Here is a 24,092-nt window from a genome sequence, read left to right as displayed (position 1 = left end):
TTTTACAGGATTTTATGACTAAAATTAAAAGTTCTGAAGCGTGGCTTATTGCGGGGCAGCTTCTCACCGTTAACTTATCAATATGGGTTTTTATTGGGCTAATCTCTGGAGGTTTATTCGCTTTTATATTTAGTAGTGGTATGGCTTTTGGTGTAGGCTGTTTTGCTGTGCCAATAGTGTCTATATGTATCATGACAAAGAAACATATTATGCGCTACAATAATGGCATCGACTATATGACTAGTGCTGTGAAAGAAAAATTACAGAATGTAGATTATTACAGTGTAAGTCCATTTGGTGCTATTGGTGTTGATGCTAAGCATAAAAAAATAGCCATAATAAATGGCGAGCCAGCGTCATCAAAATTTGATAGTACTATTATTATAGAGCCATCTAAGATAAAAACGTACCGTGCATTCTCTCCTGCCCATAGTACATGGGATAGTTGTGGTGCAGGAGTAATGGAGAGCTCAGAAATTGCTAGAAAAAACTCAGCATCTAAAATTAATGCGGCTAAAAAAACAGGTATTTATTTTGACTTAGATGATGTCACTTTACCTCAAGCAATAGCAATAATGCAGTATGAAAATGCTGAGAAATGGATGTTGATTATTGAGAAAATATTGAATGGAACACTAGATACACAGCCGTCTCCAATGTATTATCCACCTCAATAATATTTGGTGAAATATATTTCACATAGTCTTGTCTATAGTGTGTATTAGCTTATTGGTTAATGCACACTTTCTTTTTTAAGTCTACTTTTATACATATTTGAATCTTGTGGGAAATTAGTGGTGGCATTATTGGATTCTCTTTTTACGCTTTAAAAATTACCATTTCAATGTGTTCTGACCACCCAGTCCATCAACTCCACGCGACGATTAAAGTGTTTACCACCACGATTATAGACGCGGGCGGTATCATTCTTATCAACATGGCTGAGAACTGCCTTACATTGTCAAGATAATTTGACTTTATTTAAAATATCTAATTATCCAGTGGTTATGTCGTTTTTTTGGGTTGTTTTGGATAAAAAACCAGCAAAAAGGCTTAATGCCAGTCAGTTAAGCACTTTTATGGCTAAATATTCGAGATGTTGAATATCATAAAGTAGCTCCATGATTAAAGAGTCAATTTAGCTCCAACCCTTGCCCTGACTGGCATGCAATAAAAAGAGGGAGGCATCATGCCTCCCTCACTCGTTAGCCCTTATACCCCGCGGGTTGGGACTCAAATTCTCTTAACTGACTTGCATTAAGCCAAAAGGCTGGGCTTTGGTATGTGTCACCCTCACCCTGACCCTCTCCCAAGGGGAGAGGGGACAAAGACGCTGGGAGCGGCAACAAGCAGGAAATAGAAAGGGAGCCTATCAGGCTCCCTTTCCTCAGAAACGGCCAATGGCATGTGATCCATGCCGCCTTAACGATTGGTCGCCGCCTTCATCCCTTCCACAAACTCTTTCAGGCGAGTGAGCATATGCTCCGGATTCTGGTGGTGGGTCTCGATGATCTTCACCACGGCGGAGCCGGAGATGGCACCGGCGGCGCCAGCGGCGATGGCTTCACGCACCTGAGCCGGTTCGCTGATGCCAAAGCCGAGCAGGGCGGGGGGGGCGTTGAACTCGCGCAGGGTATTGATCAGCCCCTCCACCGGCATGCCGGCCTTGGTCTCGGCACCGGTGACGCCAGCGCGGCTCACCAGATAGGTGTAACCATTGCCGAGCTCCGCCACCTGTTTCAGGGTTTCGGCATCGCCATTGGGCGGGGCGATAAAGATGCTGTCGATACCGAACTTGTCGGCAGCCGCCTTGTAGGGGGCGCACATCTGCACCGGCACGTCGGCGACCAGCACCGAATCCACGCCAGCTTGCTGGCACTTCTCGTAGAAGCCGTCAATTTTGCGCACATAGACGAGATTCGCGTAGACCAGCAGGCCAATGGGCAGTTGCGGGTACTTGGCGCGGATGCGGCTGAGCAGCTCGAAGCAGTCATCCGGGGTGGTGTGGCTGGCAAATGCGCGCAGGGCGGCGCCTTGAATGGTGGGGCCGTCCGCCACTGGATCGGAGAAGGGAATGCCGAGCTCAAGTGCATCGGCGCCCCCTTCTACCAGCGCATCGACGATGGCTAGCGACAATTCGGGGGTGGGGTCACCCAGCATCACGAACGGCACAAAGGCGCCCTGATTGGCCGCGTCCAGACGGGAGAAGAGTTGTGCGTAACGGTTCATGACAAGGTTCCTTCTTTTTCAAAGATGTCAGCAACGGTGAAGATATCTTTGTCGCCACGGCCGGAGAGGTTGACGATAAGCACCTGCTCTTTTTCAGGTTCACTGCGGGCCATCTTGAGGGCGTGGGCCAGCGCGTGGGAGGACTCCAGCGCCGGTATGATGCCTTCGGATTTGGCCAGCTCCTGGAAGGCGTCCAGCGCCTCCTTGTCGGTTACCGATGGGTACTCGGCGCGGCCGATGGCGGCCAGATGGGCGTGCTGCGGGCCGACGGAGGGGAAGTCCAGCCCCGCCGAGACGGAGTAGGACTCCTGAATTTGCCCCTGATTGTCCTGCATCAGGTAGGAGTGCATGCCAAAGAAGACCCCCTTGCTGCCGTGACCCAGCGGCGCGCCGTGCTCGCCACTCTCGATGCCGTGACCACCCGGCTCGACGCCGATAAGGCGCACTGAAGGCTCATCGATAAAGTCGGCAAACATGCCGATGGCATTCGACCCGCCGCCGACGCAGGCGATCACCGCATCGGGCAAGCGCTCTTCTTTCTCGAAGCACTGGGCCTTGGCCTCTTCGCCGATCATCTTCTGGAACTCCCGCACGATAGTGGGGAAGGGGTGCGGGCCGGCGGCGGTGCCGAGCAGGTAGTGGGCCGACTCGTAGTTGGCAGCCCAGTCGCGCAGCGCCTCGTTGCAGGCATCTTTCAGGGTGCTGGAGCCTGAGTGCACCGGAATAACGGTGGCGCCCATCAGCTTCATGCGAAAGACGTTGGGTTTCTGACGCTCGCAATCCTTGGCACCCATATAGACCCGGCACTTGAGGCCGAGCAGGGCGCATGCCAGCGCGGTGGCCACACCGTGCTGACCGGCACCGGTTTCGGCGATGATCTCGTTCTTGCCCATCCGCTTGGCCAGCAGCGCCTGACCCAGCACCTGGTTGGTCTTGTGGGCGCCGCCGTGCAGCAGATCTTCACGCTTCAGATAGAGGCGGGTCTTGGTGCCCTTGGTCAGATTGCGAGTCAGGGTGAGCGGGGTCGGGCGACCGGCATACTCGGTCAGTAGGGACTGAAACTCGGCGATAAAGGCGGGATCATCCTTGGCATCGACGAAGGCTTTCTCCAGCTGGAGCAGGGCCGGGATAAGGATTTGGGGTACGTACATACCGCCAAATTCACCGAAAAACGGGTTGAGCAGGGTCATGGCTTCTTCCTTGTATTAGCTAAATCGAAACATCAAAAAGGGTTGCGTTACAGGTTGCGCAGTGCGCCGAAGGCGGCTGCAATCTTGTGCGCATCCTTCTGGCCCGGGGCACTCTCCACCCCGGAGTTGAAATCAAGGCCGAGGCAGCCTACTTGCGCCGCCTGCAGGGCGTTGTCGGAATTAAGGCCCCCCGCCAGCATCAGCTTGGCTTTATCGAGATGGGCCAGTAGGGCCCAGTCGAACGCCTGACCAGTACCGCCGCTCTGGCTGCCGACTTTTGTATCCAGCAGCAGGCGATCCGCCGGGTAGTCGAGGGCGGGCAGCGGCTCGCCGCTTGTGACTCCGATTGCTTTCCAGATCTGGCAGCCAGCGGGCAGCAGTGGGCGCAGGGTATCGATATAGGCGGCATCCTCATCCCCGTGCAGCTGCACTGCAGAGAGCCCCAGCGCATCCACCGTCTTGGCGATGGTGGCGGGCTGGGCATTGCGAAATACCCCGACATAGGCGAGCGGCGCACCCGCCATCACGGCGCGGGCGGCGGGGATGTCTACATAGCGCGGGCTTTTGGCCACAAAGATAAGACCGCCGAACACCGCGCCCGCCTGATGGGCGGCGGCGGCATCTTCGGCGCGGGTGAGGCCGCACACCTTGTTCTGGCCCAGTACCAGCTTGCGCACCGCCGCTTCCAGATCCGGCTCGGCCATCAGGGATGAGCCCACCAGAAAGCCCTTGGCGTGGTGGCGCAGACCCGCCACCTGAGCGCGGTGGTTGATGCCGGACTCGCTGATCACCACCCGATCGCTCGGAATATCTTTGGCCAGCTGTTTGGTGCGGTTGAGATCCACGCTCAAATCCCGCAGATCCCGGTTGTTGATGCCAATCACCGGCGCGCCCAGGGCGATGGCGCGGGTCAGCTCCTCTTCGTTGCTTACCTCGGTGAGTACGCCCAGACCCAGCTCCTTGGCCACCGCGAACAGGGCGCGATACCCCTCGTCGGTGAGCACCGAGAGCATCAGCAGGATGGCGTCTGCCTGATAGTGGCGGGCCAGATAGACCTGATAGGGGTCAATCATGAAATCCTTGCAGAGCACCGGCTGGCTGACGCGGCTGCGTACCCGCGGCAAAAAGGCGAAATCCCCCTGAAAGAACTTCTCGTCGGTCAGCACCGAGATGGCGGTAGCGTATTTGCCATAGATGTCGGCGATGGCCTCCGGGCTGAAGTCGTCGCGGATCAAGCCCTTGGAGGGGGAGGCCTTCTTGCACTCCAGAATAAAGCGGGTGGAGCCCGCCTTGAGCGCCCCGACGAAATCCCGATCGCTTGGGGTCAGCGCGCTCTGGAAGCTCTCCAGCGGCTGGGCCAGCTTGCGGGCGGCAACCCACTCCTGTTTGGCCGCCACGATCTTGCCGAGAATGGTCTGGCTGATGGAGGCCATGTTCAGAAAAGCATGGGGGGCAATAAGGTCTGACATCTCGTTATCCTTGCGAAACTGGCTCTTGCCCTGCGGGCGTTCTGAATGACTGTTGTGCAACGTGGTGGCTGACATCATGCTTCCTGATGGCTCAAAGTGGCGAGCCGAGCAGCCAGATCCGCTGCCTTGCCGCTTGCCAGCACCGCCAGCACCTGGGCCGCCGCGCTCTTGAGATCCTTCGCCTTGCCCGCCATCAGCAGCAGCGGTGCCACATTGGCGGCGATGGCGGCGTTGTGGGCCGCGGTGCCACGCCCTTCCAGAATGGCGGCGGTGATGGCGCGGTTCTCTTCAGGCTCACCGCCCTGAATGGCGCTGACCGGATAGGTCTCGAGGCCAAAGTCAGCCGGGGTGATCATAAATTCGCGGATCTCGCCGTCACGGATCTGGGCCACCTGGGTCGGGCCGTGGATGGCAATTTCATCCAGCCCGGCACCGTGCACCACCATACCGGTTTTCAGCCCCAGTGCCAGCAGGGTTTCTGCGATGGGACGCACCAGCTCGGGGGCATAGACCCCCATCAGCTGATAGGTGGGGCGAGCGGGGTTGATAAGCGGCCCCAGTACGTTGAACAGGGTGCGGGTCTTGAGGGCCTGACGTACCGGCATTGCGTGGCGCACCCCGGCGTGATACTGGGGGGCGAACAGGAAGCAGATGCCAAGCTCGTCCAGACAATGGCGCGCCTGCGCCGGGCTCATGTCGAGCTTGATGCCCATTTTATCGAGCAGATCGCTCGAGCCCGACTTGCTCGAGACCGAGCGGTTGCCGTGCTTGGCCACTTTCAGGCCGCAGGCAGCGGCGACCAGCGCCGAGGTGGTGGAGACGTTGATGGTGTTGAGGCCATCGCCACCGGTGCCGACGATGTCGCAGAACTCATAGTCCGGACGCGGGAAGTCGCGCGCTTCTGCCAAGAGGGCCTCGGCGGCGCCGGCGATCTCCTCCGGGGTCTCTCCCTTGATCTTGAGGGCAGTCAGCAGGCTTGCGAGCACGATGGGATCCACTTCGCCACGTACCACCTGACCGAAGGCGTCGCGGGTACTTTCACGGCTCAGAGACTGACCCTGATAGAGGGTGTTGAGATGTTGATGCATGTTGGTCTCCTTACCGCACGCTGCTTTCTGGACGGGTGATATGGGCGAGCGCCTGGGTCAGCAGACGGGCCCCTTCCGAGGTCATGATGGATTCCGGGTGGAACTGGAAGCCCAGCACCCGCTCATCCTGTTGCTCGATGGCCATGGGCATCCCCTGATAGTGGGCAATCACCGTCAGCTCTTCCGGTACATAGGTGGCGACCAGCGAGTGGTAGCGGGCCACCGGCAAGGGGCTTTGCAGCCCCGCGAAGGCGCCGTGGCCGTTGTGCTCAATCAGGGACCGCTTGCCGTGGACGATCTCGCCCGCCGCGCCGACGGTGCCGCCGTAGGCTTCGCACAGGGCCTGATGGCCGAGACAGATACCGAGGATGGGCACCTGACCGCGGGCCAGTTTGATCAGGTCAATCAGGCAACCCGCCTCGTGGGGGGCGCCCGGCCCCGGCGAGAGCACCAGCACCGCATCCCCTTCGCAGGCAGCGATCTCGCTCATGATGCGGCTCGCCGGCAGGCTGTTGCGGTAGATCCGCACCGGATAGCCGAGGGAGCGGAACTGGTCGACGAGGTTGTAGGTAAAGGAGTCGAAGTTATCGAGCAGGAAGATATTGGTGGCTGTTGATCCGGTACTCATTGGCTCACGTCCTTATGTTGCTCCTGCTGGGCGCTCAGGGCTTGCAGGGAGGTGCCATGGCTGGCGGCGATGGCGGCCAGCACGGCGGCCGCCTTGGCGCGGGTTTCGTCCGCTTCTGCTTGCGGTTTGGAGTCATAGACCACCCCGGCACCGGCCTGCACATGGGCCACGCCATCTTTCACGAAAGCGGAGCGGATGACGATGCAGGTATCCATCTCGCCAGCGCCGTTGATGTAGCCGACGGCGCCTCCGTAGCTGCCGCGGCGCTTGCCTTCCACCATGCGAATAAGCTCGCTGGCGCGGATCTTGGGGGCGCCGGTGAGGGTGCCCATGTTCATGCAGGCCTGATAGGCGTGCAGGGCGTCAAGATCGTAGCGCAAGGTGCCGACCACCTTGGAGACCAGGTGCATTACGTGGCTGTAGCGATCCACTTTCAGCAGCTCCTTGACGTAGCGGGTACCCGGCTCCGAGATGCGGGCGATGTCGTTGCGGCCCAGATCCACCAGCATCAGGTGCTCGGCCACCTCTTTCTCGTCCTGACGCAGCTCCAGCTCGATGCGGCCGTCGAGATCCCGGTTGATGCTGCCATCCGGGTTGAAACCACGGCGGCGGGTACCGGCGATGGGGTACATCTCCACATCGCGGCTGGCGGCGCAGAATTTCACCGCGCTCTCCGGCGAGGCACCAAACAGGGTGAAGCCCTCATCCTGCACGTAGAACATGTAGGGGCTGGGGTTGGTCTGTTTGAGGCGGCGATAGGCGGCCAGCGGGCTCGGGCACGGCAGGGAGAAGCAGCGGGACGGCACCACCTGGAAGATGTCGCCACGGCGGATGAAGCCCTTGAGCTTCTCCACCTCGGCGCAGAACTGTTTGTCGCTCTTGTCCACGCTCATGCCGCCGGTCAGGGGCTGGGTGGTCAGATCGGCGCAGAGGGGTTGCTGGCAAATCTGTTTGAAGTCGGTGAGTCGCTCGGTCAGGCGGGTGTATCTGTCTTCCACCTGGCTCTCGTCGCTGTCGCCGCCAAAGATGCAGGCAAGCAGTTGAGTGGTGCGTTCGATATGATCGATGGTGATCAGGGTTTCGGCCACATAGAAGCAGTAGTCGGGGCAGCTGTTGCTCCCCTCCGGCACGTCGGGCAGATCTTCAAATGAGGCGATGAGGTCATAGGCAAAGCTGCCCGCCATAAAGAGCGCTTCTTTGCCGAGCTGGCAATCAAGCTCCCGCTGCAGGGTGCGCAACACGTCCAGCACGCTGCTCCCCTTGAGGCGGGAATCTTCGTCCTGCTCCCGATCGGAGGCCGGGAAGTCGAGCTGCAGCTCGCCATCTACTAGCGAGCGGGCAACCACCGCAGGCAGCCGCTCAGCCAGCAGGCTCTGCAACTGGGCGCCGTTGTCGTTCAGGCTGCGCACCCGCACGGTGTGGCCACGGCACTCGATGCGCAGGCAGGCATCCACCAGTAGCAGGCTCTGTTTACCTGCCTTGGAGTCGATCTCCACCGATTCCAGCAGCAGGTTGTTGGGGCGACCCTGACAGAGGCGGGTATAGAGCGCCAGCGGATCGGCCACATAGGAGGCGTTGAGCTTCAGGGTATCGAATTCACCCAGAGGAAGGCGATGTGTGGCTGTCATAGTGCGTTCCCTTGCGTGTGATGCTGTTTACCGATGTTCATGACGTTGAATTCCTTAGAAATTTAATTGGTCCGGGGTGGCTGGTTCAGGGGCGCCATCGCCAGCTCAGCTTGCTTGTCTGAATTCTCGGTTTCATCACAGGTCCATTTGCCGGATAATAAAAAAGCCCGCTGGGGTCAGCGGGCTTTTTCTTTGGGTTCTTAATTTGCTGTCAGATTACAGGTACAGCAACGACCACACGCCCGCATGTCAGGGAGTGTGCCACCACCAGATGGTCAGGATGGAAGTCGTTTGCATGATAAAGTCCTGTAAAAAGATGTTTGCAATGAAGTGCCTACAGAAAACGATAAAGCCGCGGCCAAGTCAAGTCGCTTTTTAGCCTTCTTTCACCGATTTGCCATGAATGGTGACCTGACCACGAGAGCGGAATAACCTGATGAGATTCGATCTTCACTGCCATACCACTGCCTCCGACGGGGTGCTGAGCCCAGCCGAACTGGTGCGTCGCGCCGCCGAAAAACAGGTCGAGGTGTTAGCGGTTACTGACCACGATACCCTTGCCGGACTTGATGAGGTGCGCCGCACCATCGACGCCGAGCAACTGCCGCTGCGACTGGTGAGCGGGGTCGAGATCTCCACAGGCTGGGAGCATCACGAAATTCATATCGTGGCGCTGGGGGTGGATGAAAAAAATCCGCAACTGACCGACTTTCTGGCCGGTCAGCTGGCCCGTCGCGAGGCGCGCGCGCTGGAAATCGGGCGTCGTCTGGAGAAGTGCCTCATCCCCGGCACCTATGAAGAAGCCAAGGCGCTCGCCGGTGACGCCGCCGTGACCCGCGCCCACTTTGCCCGAGTGCTGGTGGCACGCGGGGTGGCCGACAATATGCAGAAGGTATTCAAAAAGTACCTGAGCCGTGGAAATAAAGGGTATGCCCCGGCCGAGTGGCCCGAGATGAGCGAAGCTATCGCGGCCATTCATGCCGCCGGTGGGCTGGCGGTGCTGGCCCACCCCAGCCGTTACGATCTCACCGCCAAGTGGATCAAGCGGCTGCTGGTGGCCTTCAAGGCGGCAGGTGGGGATGCCATGGAGGTTTCGCTGCCCCAGCAGAGCCCGCAGGAGCGGGCCAATCTGGGCCAGTGGGCCAAGGATCACGACCTCTATATCTCGGTGGGATCGGATTTTCACTTCCCCTCCAACTGGACCGAGCTGGGCCGCCACCTCTGGCTGCCCAAAGAGGGAATGCCCGTCTGGTTGGCCTATCCCGGTCACTTTGGGCTCACCACCGAACAGCATGCCGAGCTGCTGGCGAGTCGGTAACAGCATCAGCGAAGCGGCCACAAACAGGTTAAGGTAGTGTCATGGGTCTTTGACCCGTGACCATACGAGCGGGCAGGTATTGCTGCCCCCATTGCGAGAACAAGCTATGAGTCAGCATTTTTACGTACATCCGGAAAACCCCCAGGCCCGTCTGATCGGTCAGGCGGTACAGATCATCCAGAACGGCGGCGTCATCGTCTATCCGACCGACTCCGGTTATGCGCTGGGTTGCCAGATGGGTGACAAGGGCGCGCTGGAGCGCATCTGCCGCATCCGTCGTCTCGACGCTAACCACGACTTCACCCTGGTGTGCCGCGATCTCTCCGAGATCTCCACCTACGCCAAGGTCGACAACAGCGCGTTTCGCCTGATTAAAAACAACACCCCGGGCGCCTACACCTTCATCTTCAAGGCGACCAAAGAGGTGCCGCGCCGTCTGATGAACGAGAAGAAGAAGAGCATCGGCATCCGGGTACCGGACAACAAGATTGCTCAGGCGCTCTTGGAAGCACTCGGCGAGCCGCTGCTCTCCACCACATTGATCCTGCCGGACTCCGAGATGGCCGAGTTTGACCCGGAAGAGATCTTCGACAAGCTGGGCAAGCAGATCGATCTGGTGGTCAACGGGGGTTATCTGGGCGAGCAGCCCACGACTGTGGTCGATTTCTCTGACGACGAGCCGGTATTGCGTCGTCGCGGTGCCGGAGACCCGACCCCGTTTGAGTGATGTCGCTGAACCGGTGACAGTTCCTTCCGCCGAGACGGGGGCTGGCGCCGCGCTACCCATCGCAAAAGTCCTGGGGCAGCCCTATCACGAGCTGCCCCAGGACCTGTTTATCCCGCCCGATGCGCTGGAGGTGTTCCTCGATACCTTCGAGGGGCCGCTCGATCTGCTGCTCTACCTTATCCGGCGCCAGCAGCTCGATATCCTCAACCTGCCGATCCTGCAGATCACCGCCCAGTACATGGAGTACGTGGAGCTGATGCAGGGGCTCAACCTTGAGCTGGCGGCGGAGTATCTGCTGATGGCGGCCTGGCTGGCGGAGATCAAATCCCGCCTGCTGTTGCCCAAGGCGCCGGAGCTGGAGGATGAAGAGGAGGGAGAAGACCCGCGGGTGACCCTGATCCGCCGCCTGCAGGAGTACGAGCGCTACAAGGTAGGTGCAGAGAAGGTCAATGAGCTGCCACGGGTGGAGCGGGAGATTTATATCGCGGCCGCCTTGCCCCCCGATTTTGGCGCCCTCAAGCCACTGGCGCCCGATGTTTCGCTGGTTGAGCTCGCCCTTTACATGCAAAGTGTGGTAAAACGCGCGACTCATTTCGAACATCACCAGATCCGCCGCGAACAGATCCCGACCAGGGTGCGCATGGCGGAGATCCTTGCCATGCTCACGCTGGGGCAGGCCCTGCGCCTTGAGCAGGTGCTGCGCGCCGAAGAGGGGCGGATGGGGGTTCTGGTGACGTTTCTGGCCTTGCTGGAGCTGTGCAAGGAGCAACTGATCTGGATCCTGCAGGCTGAACCACTCGGCCCAATCCATTTCGCATTGGCCGAGCAGAGCGAGGAGGGCAACCGTGGCGCTGCCCACTGAACGACTCAAGACCCTGATCGAAGCGGCGCTGTTCGTGGCCGGTCGTCCGCTCAATGTCAGCGAGCTGAAAAGCAGCGTGCTGGCCGATTATCCGGTGACCAGTCGCTATGTTCAGCTGCTGTTGGCCGAGATCAGGCAAGATTACAGCTCGCGGGGCGTCGAGCTCAAAGAGGTCGCCTCCGGCTGGCGCTTTCAGGCGCGTCAGGAGTATGCCGAAGAGCTCTCGCGGCTCTGGAGCGAGCGTGCTCCGCGTTATTCCCGCGCCGTGATGGAGACGCTGACCTTGATCGCCTATCGCCAACCCATCACCCGGGCCGAGATAGAAGCGATCCGCGGGGTGGCGGTGTCGAGCCAGATAGTGAATACCCTGAAAGAGCGTGGCTGGGTGCGCAGCATCGGCCACAAAGAGGTGGCCGGTCGCCCCGAACTGCTCGCCACTACCAGAGAGTTTCTGGATTACTTTAATCTGCAGAGTCTGGAGCAGCTCCCCGAGCTGGATCCGGAGCTGCAACCCCTGTTGCCCTCTGCGGTGGACGGGGAGAACGATGCCCGGTGAATGGCGCCCAAGCGTGCCGATGTCACCGAGATATACATTTTTCAACTGTGGCGAGTGCTCTAACCGGCGTTTGTTACAGTTAACCCCGTTGCCCCTATTACCTGTGGGCAGCGATCAACAATCAGGTAACCCCGATGAGTGAAAAACTGCAAAAAGTGTTGGCCCGCGCGGGTCACGGCTCCCGTCGTGAGATGGAGGCCCTGATCACCGCAGGTCGGGTCAGTGTGGATGGCAAGGTCGCCACACTGGGGGATCGCGTCGAAGTGAACGCCGTGATCCGGGTGGATGGTCACCAGGTCAAGACCCGTGCCGCAGAGGAAGTGATCTGCCGCGTACTGGCTTACCACAAGCCGGAAGGGGAGATGTGTACCCGTCACGATCCGGAAGGTCGTCCCACCGTGTTTGATCGTCTGCCCAAGATGGAAGGTGCCCGCTGGATTGCGGTCGGCCGCCTCGACGTCAACACCTCCGGTCTGCTGCTGTTCACCACCGATGGTGAGCTGGCCAACCGTCTGATGCACCCGAGCCACGAAGTGGAGCGGGAATACGCGGTACGTGTCTTTGGCGAAATCACCGAAGCCATGCTGCAGCGTCTGCGCAAGGGCGTGCAGCTGGAAGATGGCACCGCCAAGTTCAACAAGATCAAGCCGGCTGGCGGTGAGGGTCTGAACCAGTGGTTCAACGTCACCCTGACCGAAGGTCGCAACCGTGAAGTGCGCCGCCTGTGGGAATCCCAGGAAGTGCAGGTGAGCCGCCTGATGCGTATCCGCTACGGTGACGTCAAGCTGGACCGCGGCATCCCGCGCGGTGGCTGGCAAGAGCTGAAACTGCCGGAAGTAAACTACCTGCGCGGTCTGGTCAACCTGCCGCCGGAGACCGAATCCAAGGTCGATCTGCAGCAGGATGGCAAAACCAGCCGTCACAAGCAGGCCGCCCAGATCCGTCGTGCCGTGCAGCGTCACAAAGAGATGCAGGGCAAAGAGCCGCGCGCTCGCGCCACCACCGCCCGTCGCAAGCCGCAAGCCTCTACCCGCAACTCCGGTACCGGTAGCAAGTAAGCCGACAACCCGTTGCGAACTGCGCGCCGTCAAAGAGTGCGCAGTCGGCCAAGCAAAGGCCCGCACCAACTGGTGCGGGCCTTTTTCATCTCTAGCGGGTGACCTCCAGCTGCAGGCTGGCTCTGGTCATGTGGCAATGATTGCTCTCACACTCCTCAGTTGGCCGGTGTCATCCACTCTTTGTTGAAGTCACGTATAAACATCTCTCCCTCTTCGTTGCGGGCGGTGACCAGATAGAAGGTGACGTTCTGGCGAAACAGCGAGAGGCGGTAGAGGGCGGCGTTGTCCTCCTCCGAGAGGTTCTTTTTCGAGGTGTCGTTGATGGGCACCAGATCGACTTTGCCCTTTTTCAGCAGTTCGACACACTGGTTGAGGCGGTTGGTGGTTCTGACGATCAGCTTCTGCTCGATGGTTACCCGCTCGATGGCATCGGAGAACCACCCCTTGGGCACGCAGGCGGTTTTCTGCTGCCAGGGCGGGGATTCCAGTCCCTTCTTGTCGGGCGTGGTGTACCAGGACTGGATATCAAAGGCGATGGGGGTACTGAACAGCAGGGTGTTGCTGCGCTCGTTGGTCCAGGTAAAGGGGAAGGCGGCGATAGCGTTGCCCAGCTCGATGTTTTTAAGTCCTCTCGGCCAGGGCTGGTAGGAGATCCTCAGATCCGGGTGGCCTGCCGCTTTGAGAGTGGTGAGCACCTTGCTTGCCAGCTCGCCGCCATTGGCCAGCGTCGCTGAAGAGTAGGGGGGCAATTCGCCGGTGATAATTACCGCGCTCTGCACCGTGGCGGCCGGGAGCAGCGAGAGAGCAAACAGGGTGGCAAGAAAGCGAAGGGACGAGCGGGGGCGATAAGTGGCAGAGGGCGTGACCGGATAACGGATGTGCATGGCGGGTGACCTCACCTCTATCGATTGATGACAGCGTAGCGGTTTCGGCAGGGAAAAAACAGACTCGATAAATGCTGCTGGTCGCGGTATATGGCCCTTGAAGTTCCCTTTGGCGGGCGGAAGGGGCTGTGGCGGTTGCTCTGCTCCGGTGAGCTTGTTAGCCTGTGCGGCTCTGACAGAGGAGTGAACGATGAGCAAGGTACTTGATGAGCTGCTGGCGTTGCTGGCGCTGGAAAAAATCGAGGAGGGCCTGTTTCGGGGCCAGAGCCAGGATCTCGGTCTGCGGGCCGTGTTTGGCGGACAGGTAATGGGGCAGGCCTTGTCAGCCGCCAAGCAGACGGTCGAGACCGGCCGTCAGGTTCACAGTTTTCACTCCTACTTCCTGCGTCCGGGGGATGTGACCCGTCCCATCGTCTATGACGTGGAGAATATCCGTGACGGCCAGACCGTCTCCACCCGTCGGGTCAAGGCGATTCAGGGTGGCAAGCCCATCTTCTATCTCAACGCCTCGTTTCAGGTGCCCGCCGATGGTTTCGAGCATCAGGCGCAGATGCCCACCGGCATCACTCCGCCGGAGGAGCTCAAGAGCGAGCTGGAGCTGGTGCGCCCCTACGAGAACCTTATCCCGGCCTCCCTGCGGGACAAGATCCTCTGCGAGCAGCCCATCGAGATGCGCCCGGTGACCCTGGTAGATCCTATTCGCCCGACAGTGCAGGATCCGGTGCGTCACGTCTGGTTCAAGGTCAACGGTCAGATGCCGGACGATCTGCGGGTGCACAAATACCTGCTGGCCTACGCCTCCGACTTCAACTTCCTGCTCACCTCGCTGCAGCCCCACGGGGTGTCGTACTGGGAGCCGGATATGCAGGTGGCCACCATCGATCACTCCATGTGGTTCCACCGGGATTTCCGCTTCGACGACTGGCTGCTCTACGTGGTAGACAGCCCGAGCGCCAGCAGCGGTCGCGGTCTGGTGCGCGGCCAGTTCTTTACCCGCGATGGGATGCTGGTGGCGAGCACCATGCAGGAGGGGGTGATCCGTCGTCGCGGCAGTTAAGGCGCAAAGCGGATAGCAAAACGGGGTGGCACTGGCCACCCCGTTTTCGTTGCTGCGATGTGCGCGGGCGCTGCGGGATCAGCCGCCGCGCTGGTACTTGAAGCGCTTCTTGCGCCGGTAGGGATAGACATCCTCGAACACCCCCACCTTGATGTTGCTTTGCAGCATCTTCCAGTAGTTGGCGTCGAACATCTCCTTGTGCAGCTGCAACATGATCTCCCGCACCTGCGGCTTTTGCAGCAGGAAGGTGGCGAACTCCTCGGGGAAGATGTCGTTGGGGGCCACCGAATACCAGGGCTCGGCGCTCCACTCATCCTCGGGGTAGCGCGGCGGCGGGATCTGGCGGAAGTTGCACTCCGTCATGTAGCAGATCTCGTCGTAGTCGTAAAAGACCACCCGGCCGTGACGGGTGACGCCAAAATTCTTGAACAGCATGTCCCCCGGGAAGATGTTGGCCGCCGCCAGCTGCTTGATGGCGTTGCCGTACTCCTCCAGCGCGAGCCGGGTCTGCTGCTCGTCCGCCTTGTCCAGATAGAGGTTGAGCGGGATCATCTTGCGTTCGGTGTAGAGGTGCTTGATCACCAGCTTGTCGTCGCTGAGGGTGAGTGCCGAGGGCGCCACCGTCTTGAGTTCGGCAAGCAGTTCCGGCGAGATGCGATCCAGCGGAAACTCGAAGTTGGTGAACTCCTGGGTATCGGCCATCCGGCCAACCCGGTCGTGCTGTTTTACCAGCCGGTATTTTGCCTTCACCTGCTCGTGGCTCACATCCTTGGGGGGAGTGAACTCGTCTTTTATCACCTTGAACACCACATCGTAGGAGGGGAGGGTGAACACGCTCATCACCATCCCCTTGATGCCGGGGGCGATGATGAACTGATCCCGACTCTGGGCCAGATGGTGGCGGTAGTGGCGATAGAGCTCGGTCTTGCCATGCTTCTGGCAGCCGATGGCGTTGTAGATCTCGTAATCGGGCTTGTGGGGCATGATCTGGCGCAGGAAGGCGACAAACAGCGCCGGTTCGCGGGCATAGACCATAAAGTAGGCGCGGGCGAAGCCAAACACGATGGAGGCGAGATCCGGCTCGAAGATGACGGTGTCCACATAGATGCTGTGGCCGGTGCTGAGCAGGGGCAGGATAAAGGGGAAGACCTGATCCCGGGCCCGGATCAGCCCCACCAGATAGGCCCCCTTGTTGCGGTAGAACACCTCTTTGAGCAGCTCGATGGCAAAGGGCTCATCATGGATGATTTGCGGGCCGTTCTCCGCAAGATGGCGGTGGATGTCGACAATATCCCGCTGCTTGTCCTCGTAGGGTAGGGTGAAGCTGTAATCCCCCAAAAGCTGGCTCAAGGTCTGGGGCAAGTGGGCGAGATCGGTGCGATAGATCCGCAGCAGGGCGCTCAGGTCCGGTTTTTCGCCACGGCTGACAAAGGGGTGGATATAGAGGTTTTCGTCGCGGATATTGCGATGGCGAAAGATCCGGCGATAGACGGAGTTGAAGAAGGACTCCGCCACCTCGAAGTTGTCACAACGGGGTAGCAGGTCGCTGAAGGCGCTCTTGACCCGCTTGAGCAGCTCCTGAGTGGCGTGGTGCTCCCCCATCATCTGGCGGATGGAGCTGGCGGTGGCCCCCACATGGTGGTCATAGAGGCGAATTCGCTCGCGTCCGGCGAGCTGCACCCCCAGCCAGTCACTGTTCTCGAAGCGGCTCTTGCTGCCCTGGGTTATCTCGAGAAACCGGCTGTAAAACGACTCGAAGCGTTGCAAGATAGTCTCGGCGACGGCCTGTTCCAATGGCTGCTGCATCTCTCTCTTCCTTGTGATCTGTCGGGCCGATAGCGCGAAGGATTGGGTGTAATTTGTTCACACGTCAGGCCACTATCGCAACATTCAAACGTCTGTTCAAGTGGCAATTTTCGGGGATAAACGGTAGATTGCGCCCCTGTTTTGGTGATGGTTTAGCGACTGTTTGCTGTCTGTTTGAGAGGCCGTCCGGCCTGTGAGGAAACCCGATGAAGCTCTATTTTGTCCTGGTGGCACCTGCCCGACCTGCGAACGTGGGGGCGGCTGCCCGCGCCATGAAAACCATGGGATTCGATGCCATGCGACTGGTGGCGAGCCGGGTACACGAAGAGGAGGAGGCGAGCTGGGTAGCTCACGGCGCGCAGGAGATCCTGACTCAGGCTGAGGCGTTCGATACCCTGCCCGAGGCGCTGGCCGACATGGATCTGGTGATCGCCACCACTGCCCGTGAGCGCGGTCGCTACCAGCACTACCTCACGCCGGGGGAGATCCGCGAGCAGATCCGCGCCAAGCCTTCCCTCAACAAGGTGGCCATCGTCTTTGGCTGCGAGGAGTCGGGACTTTCCAACGAGCAGCTGGCCGAGGTCGACCTCATCAGCTATCTGCCCCTCAAGGTGAGCTACCCCTCCCTTAATCTGGGGCAGGCGATCATGCTCTACGCCTACGAGATGAGTCAGCTGATGGATGAGCTGAACGCCGACGGCGCCACTGCGGTAGCAGAAAATTTTGATAACACCGGGCAGGTTCGTGTGCTGAAAAGCAAAACAGCAGAATTGCTGGGTGAACTCGGAGTTTCGCGGGATGAAAAACTGCATCAATGGGTGATGGACCGGGTGCCCATGCTGCCGCAGCGGGATTTGAACATGCTCCACCTGCTCTGCAAAGACCTTGCGCGCAAACTTGGCAAAGAGGTTTAAGTTGACAGCCCATCGCCCGCCGCGGTATTGCTAAAAGCCAGCTTCGTCAACGAGTGTTCGTCATGCAGTTATTCACCAACGTCATCACCACCACCATTATTACCGGTACCACCACAGGTGGCACTGGGGCCGGTTGATGCGCTGACGAACAAGCACAGAAATCAGAAAAGGCCCGTACCCACCCAGTACGGGCCTTTTTGTTGGACTGGTTTTTAGATTGAATTTCATAGATTTACAGGGAGAGAAAGCGATGAGAGTGTTGAAATTTGGCGGGTCTTCACTGGCCGATGCAGAGCGTTTTTTACGGGTGGCCGATATCGCGGTCAACACCCACGGCCAATCTCAGGTAGCCCTGGTGCTCTCTGCACCTGCCAAGGTGACCAATCATCTGGTGGCGCTGGTGGAACAGACCAGTCGCGGCATGGATGCCAGTTCCACCCTGTTTGAAGTCAACGGTATCTTCTCCCGCCTGCTGGCCGGGTTGAAGGCAGCCTATCCGGCGCTCGATGACAAGGCGCTGCTGGCCCGTCTCACCGCCGAGCTGGATCAGGTGGAGCGGCTGATGCAGGGCATCCGTCTGCTGGGCCTCTGCCCGGACAACGTGCAGGCGCGCATTCTGAGCCGTGGCGAGAACCTCTCCATCGCCTTTATGCACGAGCTGCTGCGGGTGCGCGGTCTGGATCTGGAGCTGATCGTGCCGGAAGAGCTGCTGGTGACCGACGGCGGCTATCTGGAAGCCCATGTCGATATCGAAGCCTCCCGCCTGCGCTTTGCCGCCAAGGGGCTGCGTAGCGACTGTCTTTACCTGATGCCGGGCTTTACCGGTGGCAGCGACAAGGGCGAGACAGTGCTGCTGGGTCGTAACGGGTCGGATTACTCCGCAGCCGTCCTGGCCGCCTGCGTCGATGCCGAGTGCTGCGAGATCTGGACTGACGTCGAGGGCTGCTACAGCTGCGACCCCCGTCTGGTACCGGATGCCTATCTGCTGAAAACCCTCTCCTACAAGGAGGCGATGGAGCTCTCCTACTTCGGTGCCAAGGTGCTGCACCCGAAAACCATCGCGCCGGTGGCCCAGTTCCATATTCCCTGCCTCATCAAGAACAGCTTCAACCCGCAGGGGCCGGGCACCCTGATCGGCCCCGAGAGCGGCGACGATGACCTGAAAGTGAAGGCCATCTCGGATCTCTCCGGCATGTGCATGTTCAACGTCTCCGGTCCCGGCATGAAGGGGATGGTCGGCATGGCCGGTCGCATCTTCTCCGCCGTCTCCCGCGCCGGGGTCAGTATCGTGCTGATCACCCAGTCATCTTCCGAGTACAGCGTCAGCTTCTGTATCCACAGCTACGACAGCGAGAAGACCCGCAAGGTGCTGGAGCGCGAGTTCGAGCTCGAATTCAAAAACCAGCTGCTGGAGCCGCTGGATATCATCAGCGATCTGGCGATCATCTCCCTGATCGGTGACGGCATGCGCACCAGCAAGGGGATGGCGGCCCGCTTCTTCACCTCGCTGGCGCAAGCCTCCATCAATATCGTCGCCATTGCGCAGGGGTCGAGCGAGCGCTCCATCTCGGCGGTGGTGCGGGATCGCAAGGTGGCGGAAGCCATCAAGGCGTGCCACCAGAACTTCTTTGGCAGCCAGCAGTTTATCGATCTGTTTGTTGTTGGGGTCGGTGGCGTCGGTGCCGCGCTGGTGGATCAGATCGCCCGCCAGCAACCGGTTCTGGCCGAACAGGGCACTGGCCTGCGGGTGGTCGGCATCGCCAACAGCCGCCAGATGGCGGTCAACAAGGATGGCCTGAACCTCACCAACTGGCGTGAACAGCTGGTGGAAGCCCGTGACAGCTTCTCGCTGGAAGGGGTGAAAAAGCTGGTGGAGGATAGCCACATCATCAACCCGGTGATCGTCGACTGCACCTCCTCCGAGGCGGTGGCCGTCCAGTATGCCGACTTCCTGGCCGCCGGTTTCCATGTGGTGACTCCGAACAAGAAGGCCAACACCGGCTCGCTCGATTACTACAAGGCGCTGCGCCGCACCGCCCGCCAGACTCGCCGCAAGTTCCTGTATGAAACCAACGTGGGCGCGGGCCTGCCGGTTATCGAGAACCTGCAGAACCTTATCAAGGCCGGTGACAAGCTGCGCGCCTTCGACGGCATCCTCTCCGGTTCGCTCTCCTTTATCTTTGGCAAGCTGGATGAGGGGATGGCTTTCTCCGAGGCGACCCAAATCGCCCGCAGCAACGGCTTTACCGAGCCGGATCCCCGCGACGATCTCAACGGCATGGATGTGGCGCGCAAGCTGCTCATTCTGGCCCGCGAGGCGGGCATGGCGCTGGAGCTCTCCGATGTCGAAGTCGAGCAGGCGCTGCCGCCGGGCTTTGACGCCAGCGGCGATGTAGAAGCCTTTATGGCTCGCCTGCCGGAGGCTGACGGCTGGTTCCGCGACCAGTTCGCAGCCGCGCAAGCTCAGGGCAAGGTGCTGCGCTATGTGGGCTCCATCGAAGGTGGCAAGTGCAAGGTCGCCATCAAGGCGGTCGGCGCCGACGAGCCGCTGTTCAAGGTCAAAGACGGGGAGAACGCACTCGCCTTCTTCTCCACCTACTACCAGCCGATCCCGCTGGTGCTGCGTGGCTATGGCGCCGGTACCGAAGTGACTGCCGCTGGCGTCTTTGCCGACGTGCTGCGCACCCAGAACTGGAAGCAGGAGCTATAAGCATGAGTTCAGACATGTACCAGAGCAGTAGTGTGGTCGCCTATGCGCCCGCCTCCAGCGCTAACCTGAGCGTGGGATTCGATGTACTGGGGGCGGCGCTCGCCCCCGTGGATGGCTCCCTCTTGGGCGATCGGGTGCAGGTAAAAGCGGCTGATGTGCCGTTTGCGCTCTCCTCTGTGGGCCGTTACGCCCACAAGCTGCCGGACGATCCGAAAAAGAATATCCTCCATGACTGCTGGGTCGCCTATGGCGAGGCGCTGGAGAAGCGGGGCCTTAAACTCAAGCCGCTCGAAATGGTGCTGGAGAAGAACCTGCCGGTGGGCTCGGGTCTGGGTTCCAGCGCCTGCAGCGTGGTGGCGGCCCTTGAGGGGCTCAACGCCTTCCACGGCAAGCCGCTCAATGAGCACGACATGCTGCTGCTGATGGGGGAGATGGAAGGCAAGATCTCCGGCTCCGTTCACTACGACAACGTCGCCCCCTGTTATCTGGGCGGCATGCAGCTGGTGCTGGAAGAGCATGGCGTTATCAGCCAGGGCATTCCGGTGTTTGACGAGTGGTACTGGGTGGTCTGCTACCCGGGCACAGTGGTCTCCACAGCCGCGGCCCGCGCCATTCTGCCGGCCCAATATCGCCGTCAGGATTGCCTCACCTATGGCCGCCGCCTGGCTGCCTTTGTCCACGCCAGCTACACCGGGCAGGAGGGGCTGGCGGCGAGCGTATTGAAAGACGTGATTGCCGAGCCCTACCGCGCGGCGCTGATCGAAGGCTTTGCCGAGGTGCGGGCGCAGGCGGCCCAGAACGGAGCGCTGGCCACCGGCATCTCCGGCTCCGGTCCCACCGTATTTGTGGTGATGAAGGATCTGGCGCAGGCCGAGCGGATGAAAGATTGGATGGAAGCACATTTCGTGCAGAACGAAGATGGATTTGCCCGGGTCTGCAAACTGGACATGGCCGGGGCACGGGTAACAGGAAGCGAGCTATGAATCTCTACAACATCAAGGACAACAGCGAACAGGTGAGCTTCGCGCAGGCGGTGCGTCAGGGCTTGGGTCGCGAACAGGGGCTCTTCTTCCCCGAACAACTCGAACCGCTCGCCGATGTGGATGCCTTGCTCGATCTGCCGCTGGCCGAACGCTCTGCCCGCATCCTGAGCCACCTGCTGGGGGACGAAGTGCCCAAGCCTAAGGTGAGCGAGCTGATCAATGCCGCCTTCACCTTCCCGGCGCCGCTGGTCAAATTGAAAGACGGCACCTATGCCCTTGAGCTGTTCCACGGCCCGACCCTGGCATTCAAGGACTTCGGCGGCCGCTTTATGGCCCAGTGCCTCGCGGCCTTTAGAACCAACGACAAGATCACCATCCTCACCGCCACCTCCGGCGACACCGGCGCCGCCGTGGCCCACGCCTTCTACGGGCTGGAGGGGATCGAGGTGGTGATCCTCTATCCCAAGGGCAAGATCAGCCCCTTGCAGGAGAAGCTCTTCTGCACCCTCGGCGGCAATATCCGCACCATCGCCATTGATGGCGACTTCGATGCCTGTCAGGCGCTGGTAAAACAGGCCTTTGACGACGAGGCGCTGAAAAAGGCCATTGGCCTCAACTCTGCCAACTCCATCAATATCAGCCGTCTGCTGGCGCAGGTTTGCTACTACTTCGAAGCTGTGGCCCAGCTGCCCAAGGCCGATCGCGCCAAGGCGGTGATCAGCGTGCCGTCTGGCAACTTTGGCAACCTGACCGCAGGCCTTATCGCCAAGGCGCTGGGGCTGCCGGTGAAGCGCTTTATCGCTGCCACCAACGCCAACGATACCGTGCCGCGCTACCTGAAAAGCGGCCAGTGGGAGCCGCACCAGACAGTGGCAACCCTGTCGAATGCCATGGATGTGAGCCGCCCCAACAACTGGCCACGAGTGGAAGAGCTGTGCCGCCGCAAAGGCTGGGCGCTGGAGACCCTGGGTTCTGGCATGCGTGACGACGCCCAGACCCGCGCTGCCCTTAAACGGCTGCATCAGCTGGATTATCTGTGCGAACCCCACGGCGCCATTGCCTGGGATCTGCTGGGGGAACAGCTGGCTGAGGACGAAGTGGGTGTGTTCCTCTGCACCGCTCATCCCGCCAAGTTCAAGGAGTCGGTGGACGAGATCCTCAATCTCGATGTGCCGCTGCCCGGCCCGCTGGCCAAACACGCCGAGCTGCCGCTGCTCTCCGTGAATTTGCCTGCGGAGTTTGCCCGGTTAAGGGCGTTTTTGGTGGGCTAAGCCGCTTAGCTGAGATAACCGATAGAAATAAAAATCCCCCGGTAACGGGGGATTCTCAATTAGGGAAATATACCTTTGGATGAAATTAATAAAGCAATGTATTTGGATTCATGATTGGATATTGTGCTACCGCACAACCTTTTACGTGTTACTTGCTTTACTTAATTCACACCAAGCATTCTTCCCGATTTTAAAAACACTTATGATTGCGACAGTTACAGCTCCAGCGACCACTCCAATAGCCAAGTTAAACTGAGATGCTATAGCTGTCGCAATGATAGTTAATATGTTTTTAATGTTGATTTCAGCTTTGTTTCTTTCGGCCCTGTACTTAGCCGATTTTGTACAGAAGTAGTCATATACTTCGCTTTTGATACATTGCCACAGACTGTTGTTACTGGTTGTGTTTGCCCCTGTTTTGACGATAAAGCTACGGTTCCCAGTCTCTCCGGTTAACTGCATTCCTAGCTGCTCTAATTCATCGGGACTTTTTTTTAATGCTTCAACAACCGATGCTTTATTATATGCAGGCACTGTCTCATTTATAAACTCTTTAATGTCTATTTCAGAATAGTTCACTATAGTCCCTCAGCTTTTAATAGTTCAAGTGCATATTGAGCTGTAACCGCTAATCCTATTGAACTCTCACTTCCAATCTGATAATTCCCTAACATTAAGCCACCTTGTCCGCCAGCAGGACTAAAACGTCCACTTACTATCCCAATCACTTTGTTGGAAGCTAAATCAACTAAAGGTCCACCACTGTTGCTTTCATGTATCATTGCATCAATTTGATATTGATTTGTACCGTTTTCGTTCTGGACTTTTGAACTGATGATGCCACTTGTAATTTTCAATACATGGTTGCCAAAATTACCAAAAGGATAACCTAAACATGCTACAGAACTACCAACATCAGGAGTTACCCCTCTATGGAAAATATCAAAAGGTAAATGAACAGAGATATCATTAGGCAGTTTCAATAGCGCAATATCATTCGTTGAATCAAACTGAGCAATTGAAACTGTCACGCAGTTAGCTTTTTCAATTGTCATTTTGTTAAATGAATTGACATTGGTAGTAGGTATAACTGCAAGTTCATCTGTTAGATTGATTAAATGGGCACATGTCAAAACATAGCCTTTATTGTGGCAAAGAAAACCAGAACCAATCACTTCAAATGTGCCATTCGGATTATCTATTCGGTTTATTCTGACAATCATTAATGACCCACCGGCATGGGTTTTCCAAACATTTTTATACATCAGCACTCCTAGTTACGAATTGTATCAATCGTTTTTAAAAAACCACGCTACCGCCCGTGGATTACAGCTTCCAATATGCTCCATTAACCAGCGAGGGTAGCAACCCATCACTGATGAATAGGCACCGGATGGCTATGTTAAGCCAATCGAATCTGGCCACACCAGTCAAAAAATGACGTAAGTGTCAGTAATGACTGATTTTTTGCGCTGGCTCAATAAAAGGGTGTGGGCGGAGGCAGGATTCCCATGACCCTTGATTCTATTGGGGTTGGCGGGAAGGTAGGGGGCAGGCTTGCTGTTGGAGAAGGCTTTACGGGGACAATCCCGCCCTGCCAATCGGCGCTATAGTGCGGGCGATGGTTGCCCTCTGCTCCGTCTCCCAAGCTGGCGAGGCGGGGGATCTGCAGCAACAATCAGCTGTTGCCATCACAGCCATTTGCAACACATCG

At 58.7% G+C, this 24,092-nt stretch carries 21 protein-coding genes; 11 read left to right on the top strand and 10 right to left on the bottom strand.

The features are described from left to right. The first annotated feature begins 14 nt into the window (after window positions 1-14). Complete coding sequence (locus ACTG19_RS06270) at window positions 15-677, top strand: hypothetical protein (protein WP_201990834.1); 663 nt, start codon at window positions 15-17, stop codon at window positions 675-677. 745 nt (window positions 678-1,422) lie between these two features. On the opposite strand, the gene trpA is transcribed toward ACTG19_RS06270, so the two are convergent. The 6 genes from trpA to ACTG19_RS06240 are packed head-to-tail and all read right to left on the bottom strand — an operon-like array spanning window position 1,423 to window position 8,232. Then, entirely contained in the window at window positions 1,423-2,229 is an 807-nt protein-coding gene (gene trpA / locus ACTG19_RS06265) for a tryptophan synthase subunit alpha (RefSeq protein ID WP_439988892.1), read from the bottom strand. Beyond that, window positions 2,226-3,419: a tryptophan synthase subunit beta gene (gene trpB, locus ACTG19_RS06260; protein WP_005338139.1), complete on the bottom strand. Its 1,194-nt coding sequence runs from the start codon at window positions 3,417-3,419 to the stop codon at window positions 2,226-2,228. Before trpB ends, trpA begins: the two co-directional genes overlap by 4 nt. Window positions 3,420-3,466: 47 nt before the next feature. Then, the gene (gene trpCF / locus ACTG19_RS06255; protein ID WP_439988891.1) at window positions 3,467-4,963 is read right to left on the bottom strand and encodes a bifunctional indole-3-glycerol-phosphate synthase TrpC/phosphoribosylanthranilate isomerase TrpF; all 1,497 of its coding nucleotides are present in this window, start codon (window positions 4,961-4,963) and stop codon (window positions 3,467-3,469) included. Beyond that, window positions 4,963-5,976, bottom strand: a complete 1,014-nt coding sequence (trpD, locus tag ACTG19_RS06250; protein ID WP_439988890.1) for an anthranilate phosphoribosyltransferase — start codon at window positions 5,974-5,976, stop codon at window positions 4,963-4,965. The genes trpCF and trpD overlap by 1 nt, the downstream gene beginning before the upstream one ends. 10 nt (window positions 5,977-5,986) lie before the next feature. Next, a complete protein-coding gene (locus ACTG19_RS06245) occupies window positions 5,987-6,604 on the bottom strand; it encodes an aminodeoxychorismate/anthranilate synthase component II (RefSeq protein WP_005350219.1) in 618 nt (205 codons plus the stop codon). Then, a complete protein-coding gene (locus tag ACTG19_RS06240; protein WP_113738846.1) occupies window positions 6,601-8,232 on the bottom strand; it encodes an anthranilate synthase component 1 in 1,632 nt (543 codons plus the stop codon). The genes ACTG19_RS06245 and ACTG19_RS06240 overlap by 4 nt, the downstream gene beginning before the upstream one ends. A gap of 436 nt (window positions 8,233-8,668) precedes the next feature. Here ACTG19_RS06240 and rnm point away from each other — a divergent pair, with 436 nt between their 5' ends. The 5 genes from rnm (at window position 8,669) to rluB (ending at window position 12,753) form a co-directional block, all read left to right on the top strand. Continuing rightward, window positions 8,669-9,550 carry an RNase RNM gene (gene rnm, locus ACTG19_RS06235; protein WP_064336955.1) on the top strand — a complete coding sequence of 294 codons (882 nt, stop codon included), beginning with the start codon at window positions 8,669-8,671 and terminating at the stop codon, window positions 9,548-9,550. Between the two features lie 106 nt (window positions 9,551-9,656). Beyond that, window positions 9,657-10,277, top strand: coding sequence for an L-threonylcarbamoyladenylate synthase (locus ACTG19_RS06230; RefSeq protein ID WP_005338129.1), 621 nt, complete (start codon window positions 9,657-9,659; stop codon window positions 10,275-10,277). After that, window positions 10,270-11,139, top strand: a complete 870-nt coding sequence (locus tag ACTG19_RS06225) for a segregation and condensation protein A (protein WP_162628339.1) — start codon at window positions 10,270-10,272, stop codon at window positions 11,137-11,139. Before ACTG19_RS06230 ends, ACTG19_RS06225 begins: the two co-directional genes overlap by 8 nt. Continuing rightward, on the top strand, window positions 11,123-11,695 hold the full coding sequence (gene scpB, locus ACTG19_RS06220) for an SMC-Scp complex subunit ScpB (RefSeq protein WP_005338125.1): 573 nt from the start codon (window positions 11,123-11,125) through the stop codon (window positions 11,693-11,695). The genes ACTG19_RS06225 and scpB overlap by 17 nt, the downstream gene beginning before the upstream one ends. A gap of 134 nt (window positions 11,696-11,829) precedes the next feature. Continuing rightward, entirely contained in the window at window positions 11,830-12,753 is a 924-nt protein-coding gene (rluB, locus tag ACTG19_RS06215) for a 23S rRNA pseudouridine(2605) synthase RluB (protein ID WP_005347347.1), read from the top strand. Window positions 12,754-12,908: 155 nt separating this feature from the next. Here the strand turns inward: rluB and ACTG19_RS06210 are convergent, their stop codons facing one another. Then, a complete protein-coding gene (locus ACTG19_RS06210; RefSeq protein ID WP_113738844.1) occupies window positions 12,909-13,637 on the bottom strand; it encodes a transporter substrate-binding domain-containing protein in 729 nt (242 codons plus the stop codon). Between the two features lie 190 nt (window positions 13,638-13,827). On the opposite strand from ACTG19_RS06210, the gene tesB reads away from it, so the two are divergent. Beyond that, complete coding sequence (gene tesB / locus ACTG19_RS06205) at window positions 13,828-14,694, top strand: acyl-CoA thioesterase II (protein WP_201990844.1); 867 nt, start codon at window positions 13,828-13,830, stop codon at window positions 14,692-14,694. 78 nt (window positions 14,695-14,772) lie between these two features. Here the strand turns inward: tesB and aceK are convergent, their stop codons facing one another. Further along, window positions 14,773-16,500 (bottom strand): bifunctional isocitrate dehydrogenase kinase/phosphatase, encoded by a 1,728-nt coding sequence (aceK, locus tag ACTG19_RS06200; protein WP_201990845.1) that lies wholly within the window; start codon window positions 16,498-16,500, stop codon window positions 14,773-14,775. Window positions 16,501-16,706: 206 nt separating this feature from the next. Between aceK and ACTG19_RS06195 the strand changes: the two genes are divergently transcribed. The 4 genes from ACTG19_RS06195 to thrC all read left to right on the top strand — a co-directional run bounded on the left by ACTG19_RS06195 (window position 16,707) and on the right by thrC (window position 22,378). Then, window positions 16,707-17,414: a tRNA/rRNA methyltransferase gene (locus tag ACTG19_RS06195; protein WP_201990846.1), complete on the top strand. Its 708-nt coding sequence runs from the start codon at window positions 16,707-16,709 to the stop codon at window positions 17,412-17,414. Window positions 17,415-17,664: 250 nt separating this feature from the next. After that, window positions 17,665-20,124, top strand: coding sequence for a bifunctional aspartate kinase/homoserine dehydrogenase I (gene thrA / locus ACTG19_RS06190; RefSeq protein WP_439988889.1), 2,460 nt, complete (start codon window positions 17,665-17,667; stop codon window positions 20,122-20,124). Between the two features lie 2 nt (window positions 20,125-20,126). Further along, entirely contained in the window at window positions 20,127-21,107 is a 981-nt protein-coding gene (thrB, locus tag ACTG19_RS06185; RefSeq protein WP_439988888.1) for a homoserine kinase, read from the top strand. Next, window positions 21,104-22,378, top strand: coding sequence for a threonine synthase (gene thrC, locus ACTG19_RS06180; protein WP_439988887.1), 1,275 nt, complete (start codon window positions 21,104-21,106; stop codon window positions 22,376-22,378). Before thrB ends, thrC begins: the two co-directional genes overlap by 4 nt. A 141-nt stretch (window positions 22,379-22,519) precedes the next feature. Here thrC and ACTG19_RS06175 read toward each other — a convergent pair whose 3' ends face one another. Together ACTG19_RS06175 and ACTG19_RS06170 are read right to left on the bottom strand one after the other, a co-directional pair. Next, window positions 22,520-22,957: a hypothetical protein gene (locus tag ACTG19_RS06175; RefSeq protein ID WP_439988886.1), complete on the bottom strand. Its 438-nt coding sequence runs from the start codon at window positions 22,955-22,957 to the stop codon at window positions 22,520-22,522. Further along, window positions 22,957-23,643, bottom strand: coding sequence for a serine protease (locus ACTG19_RS06170; RefSeq protein WP_335847949.1), 687 nt, complete (start codon window positions 23,641-23,643; stop codon window positions 22,957-22,959). Before ACTG19_RS06170 ends, ACTG19_RS06175 begins: the two co-directional genes overlap by 1 nt. Between the last annotated feature and the right edge of the window lie 449 nt (window positions 23,644-24,092).

The sequence above is a fragment of the Aeromonas sp. 3P genome (genome assembly GCF_051919745.1).
Lineage (GTDB): Bacteria > Pseudomonadota > Gammaproteobacteria > Enterobacterales > Aeromonadaceae > Aeromonas > Aeromonas veronii.
This window is presented reverse-complemented; position numbering and strand designations above follow the sequence as displayed.

Coding starts and splice junctions, on each gene's coding strand:
- ACTG19_RS06270 (WP_201990834.1), top strand. CDS start 15: ATGACTAAAATTAAAAGTTCTGAAGCGTGGCTTATTGCGGGGCAGCTT.
- trpA (WP_439988892.1), bottom strand. CDS start 2,229: ATGAACCGTTACGCACAACTCTTCTCCCGTCTGGACGCGGCCAATCAG.
- trpB (WP_005338139.1), bottom strand. CDS start 3,419: ATGACCCTGCTCAACCCGTTTTTCGGTGAATTTGGCGGTATGTACGTA.
- trpCF (WP_439988891.1), bottom strand. CDS start 4,963: ATGTCAGCCACCACGTTGCACAACAGTCATTCAGAACGCCCGCAGGGC.
- trpD (WP_439988890.1), bottom strand. CDS start 5,976: ATGCATCAACATCTCAACACCCTCTATCAGGGTCAGTCTCTGAGCCGT.
- ACTG19_RS06245 (WP_005350219.1), bottom strand. CDS start 6,604: ATGAGTACCGGATCAACAGCCACCAATATCTTCCTGCTCGATAACTTC.
- ACTG19_RS06240 (WP_113738846.1), bottom strand. CDS start 8,232: ATGACAGCCACACATCGCCTTCCTCTGGGTGAATTCGATACCCTGAAG.
- rnm (WP_064336955.1), top strand. CDS start 8,669: ATGAGATTCGATCTTCACTGCCATACCACTGCCTCCGACGGGGTGCTG.
- ACTG19_RS06230 (WP_005338129.1), top strand. CDS start 9,657: ATGAGTCAGCATTTTTACGTACATCCGGAAAACCCCCAGGCCCGTCTG.
- rluB (WP_005347347.1), top strand. CDS start 11,830: ATGAGTGAAAAACTGCAAAAAGTGTTGGCCCGCGCGGGTCACGGCTCC.
- ACTG19_RS06210 (WP_113738844.1), bottom strand. CDS start 13,637: ATGCACATCCGTTATCCGGTCACGCCCTCTGCCACTTATCGCCCCCGC.
- tesB (WP_201990844.1), top strand. CDS start 13,828: ATGAGCAAGGTACTTGATGAGCTGCTGGCGTTGCTGGCGCTGGAAAAA.
- aceK (WP_201990845.1), bottom strand. CDS start 16,500: ATGCAGCAGCCATTGGAACAGGCCGTCGCCGAGACTATCTTGCAACGC.
- ACTG19_RS06195 (WP_201990846.1), top strand. CDS start 16,707: ATGAAGCTCTATTTTGTCCTGGTGGCACCTGCCCGACCTGCGAACGTG.
- thrA (WP_439988889.1), top strand. CDS start 17,665: ATGAGAGTGTTGAAATTTGGCGGGTCTTCACTGGCCGATGCAGAGCGT.
- thrB (WP_439988888.1), top strand. CDS start 20,127: ATGAGTTCAGACATGTACCAGAGCAGTAGTGTGGTCGCCTATGCGCCC.
- thrC (WP_439988887.1), top strand. CDS start 21,104: ATGAATCTCTACAACATCAAGGACAACAGCGAACAGGTGAGCTTCGCG.
- ACTG19_RS06170 (WP_335847949.1), bottom strand. CDS start 23,643: ATGTATAAAAATGTTTGGAAAACCCATGCCGGTGGGTCATTAATGATT.